The organism is Peptostreptococcus anaerobius VPI 4330 = DSM 2949, assembly GCF_000381525.1.
GTDB classification, from domain to species: domain Bacteria; phylum Bacillota; class Clostridia; order Peptostreptococcales; family Peptostreptococcaceae; genus Peptostreptococcus; species Peptostreptococcus anaerobius.
Genome location: NZ_KB906665.1, coordinates 1 through 2,684 on the forward strand (window position 1 = coordinate 1; position 2,684 = coordinate 2,684).

The 2,684-nt window shown below is 30.1% G+C and carries 3 protein-coding genes; all 3 read left to right on the forward strand.

Annotated features, from left to right (window positions below; all coding sequences use genetic code 11):
- Positions 1-52 precede the first annotated feature (52 nt).
- A complete protein-coding gene (locus F823_RS0110280; protein WP_019595769.1) occupies positions 53-1,090 on the forward strand; it encodes a hypothetical protein in 1,038 nt (345 codons plus the stop codon).
- Between the two features lie 33 nt (positions 1,091-1,123).
- Entirely contained in the window at positions 1,124-1,450 is a 327-nt protein-coding gene (locus tag F823_RS0110285; RefSeq protein ID WP_019595770.1) for a hypothetical protein, read from the forward strand.
- A 46-nt stretch (positions 1,451-1,496) separates the two neighbouring features.
- A partial coding sequence (locus F823_RS10795) for a DNA cytosine methyltransferase (protein ID WP_276324263.1) occupies positions 1,497-2,684 on the forward strand: 1,188 nt, incomplete at its 3' end.

Genomic DNA, 2,684 nt, shown 5'->3' on the forward strand with positions numbered 1-2,684 from the left:
TTTTTTAGACTTTTAAAATACAAATTAAAAATATAAGCAAAGGAGAAAGTATATGGCAGATAATATTTCGAGTTTCAATTCATTCACATTTATTGGAACATTAAACAAAAATGAGGATTTTTACGAGGAATATATAACTAAGGGGTTATATGATGTTATTAAAATAAAATATTCTATAAGATGTGGAAATAATAGGCATTTTTTGGAATCTGTTGAGTTTAAACCCAAGGATTCCAATACTCTAATTTCTTTATTTAATAAGGATGGAAGTAGCAAAAAAATACCATTTAAGGATAGAATAAACGTTGATACAGGAGATTTAGGATTTAACCATAATTCATATCAAGAAATTGGGAGTGATAAAATTAAATTTGCCCATGGGATTGATTTTATAGAAAAAATAAAGTCAATGTTTACAACAGAGAAGTATAAAGGGAGAAAATATAAGATAACAGGTAATGTAAAACATGATACATATATAGACAAAGCAGGTCAAGAGAGAGTTATAACAAAATATATCCCTAGGCATATAGTGGAAGTCCCATTTGAGACTGAGGACTCTTGCACATTAAATTTAAAATTATATTTATTAGAAAATTGTATTAATAGGTATGATGATGTGGCAATTTTAGAGGGTGAATCTGTAGAGAGAACGAAAGACGGATATAGACCTATAACAATGAAAATTGAATTACCATTAGGCTCTATGCCTGATAGGGCTTACAGTGTATATAAAAATATGTACAGAAATGGTACTGAATATCTTAGAAAAGTTGGAATAAGGGTAGAAGCAATCAATGGAACTCAAGAGGTTGAGTTTACAGAAGATATGTTGACTGAAGATGAAAAGATAAGAATAGAATTAGGTATTGATACTTTTGAAGGGATAAAGGTAAGTAAAGGAAAAGGCATTGGTGAAAAAGAGAGAAAATTTGTAAGGATTTGTGATTTAAGAGGGTATTCAGAGGGTTCAATAGAAACTGCTTTAACACTTGAGGATATAGGTTTTAAAAAGTCTACATATAAAGAGGAACAAGACTTAACTCCAGATAGTTTTAATGCAATAGATGATGATGAACTTCCATTTTAACAAGAAACAGGAATAGATGTAGGAGGATATATAATGAGCAAAAAGATAGAAATAGAATTATTTAGATATGGAAATTTATTATTTGGAAAAGTGTTCCATATAGATGATAGTTTGAGAGAGATTGGAATCTTATACGAGGGAGACAAGATAAATATTTCATCTACTTATTACCCAACATTGAACGATAAAGAATTATTTGTGAGAGGTTCAGTTACATCCTTTGATAATAATGTTTTTCAGCATCTCTTTAAAAATGAAGAGACAGCTATTGAGGTGGCAAAAGACATAAAGAATGGAATCAATTTTATAAATGAAGGAGAATATGATAAGAATTTATCTTCTGTGTGTAGAGTGATATAAGATGAAATTAATATTTTAAGGAGGGTGATTATATATTTTAAGAGTTATAGAGGCGTTCAGTGGCATAGGAACTCAAAGAATGGCTCTAAAAAAAACAGGCATAGAGCATGAGGTTGTAGGTATCTTTGAAATTGATAAGTTTGCAATCAAGTCATATCAGGCTATTTTTAATGATGATAAAATATTAAATTTAGGTGATATAACTAAAGTTGATGTCAAAAATATTCCAGATTGTGATTTGTTTACATATAGTTTCCCTTGTCAAGATATATCGGTTGCAGGGAAATTAAAAGGGTTAGATAAAAACTCAAATACAAGGTCTGGACTTCTATGGGATTGTGAGAAAATAATAAGTGAGAAGAAACCAAAATATCTTTTAATGGAAAATGTAAAGAATTTAGTTGGTAAGAAATTCAAAAGTGATTTTGAAGAATGGCTAAAGATATTAGAGGATATGGGGTACACAAATTATTGGAAAGTTCTTAATGCTAAAGATTATGGAATCCCACAAAATAGGGAAAGAGTTTTTTGTGTAAGTATATTAGGTGAACACACACCATATAAGTTCCCAGAAAAATTCCCTCTAAAATTAAGAATGAGAGATTTATTAGAAGATACTGTAGATGAGAAATTCTATTTATCTCAAGAACAGATAGATAAGATTAAGTTCTCAACATTTAACTCTAAAAAGAAATCAATACAAGAAAAAGACTGGCGTGATACTCTGTGTGCTAGAGATTTCAAAGACCCTAAGTGTGTTAAAGTTAAGCAGATAGGTCAATATGATACTAACACAAGAAGTAATTCTAGTATATTCAGAGTTTATGATGATAATGGATTAGCTCCAAGTTTAACTACTATGGGTGGAGGAAACAGAGAACCTCATGTTGTAGATGATAAGCTAAAGCTTGTTGGGGGTATCGGTGGCAATAGTTATCTATATAAAGTTGTTTGTGAAGAAAGAAGAGATGAGGGGTTAAGATTCTTTAAAGATAATAACTGTGGAACTACCAGAACAATCAACTCTGGTGGAGATAAAAGAGTCATAGAGAATAATAACCAAGATTTTAGAATTAGAAAACTGACACCAAAAGAGTGCTGGAGATTGATGGGAATTAAAGATGAGGATTTTGAAAAAGCACAAAGGGTGTGCAGTAACACCCAATTATATAAACAAGCAGGAAATGCAATTGTTGTAGATGTATTAGAAAAAATATTTATGAGTTTATTTTTT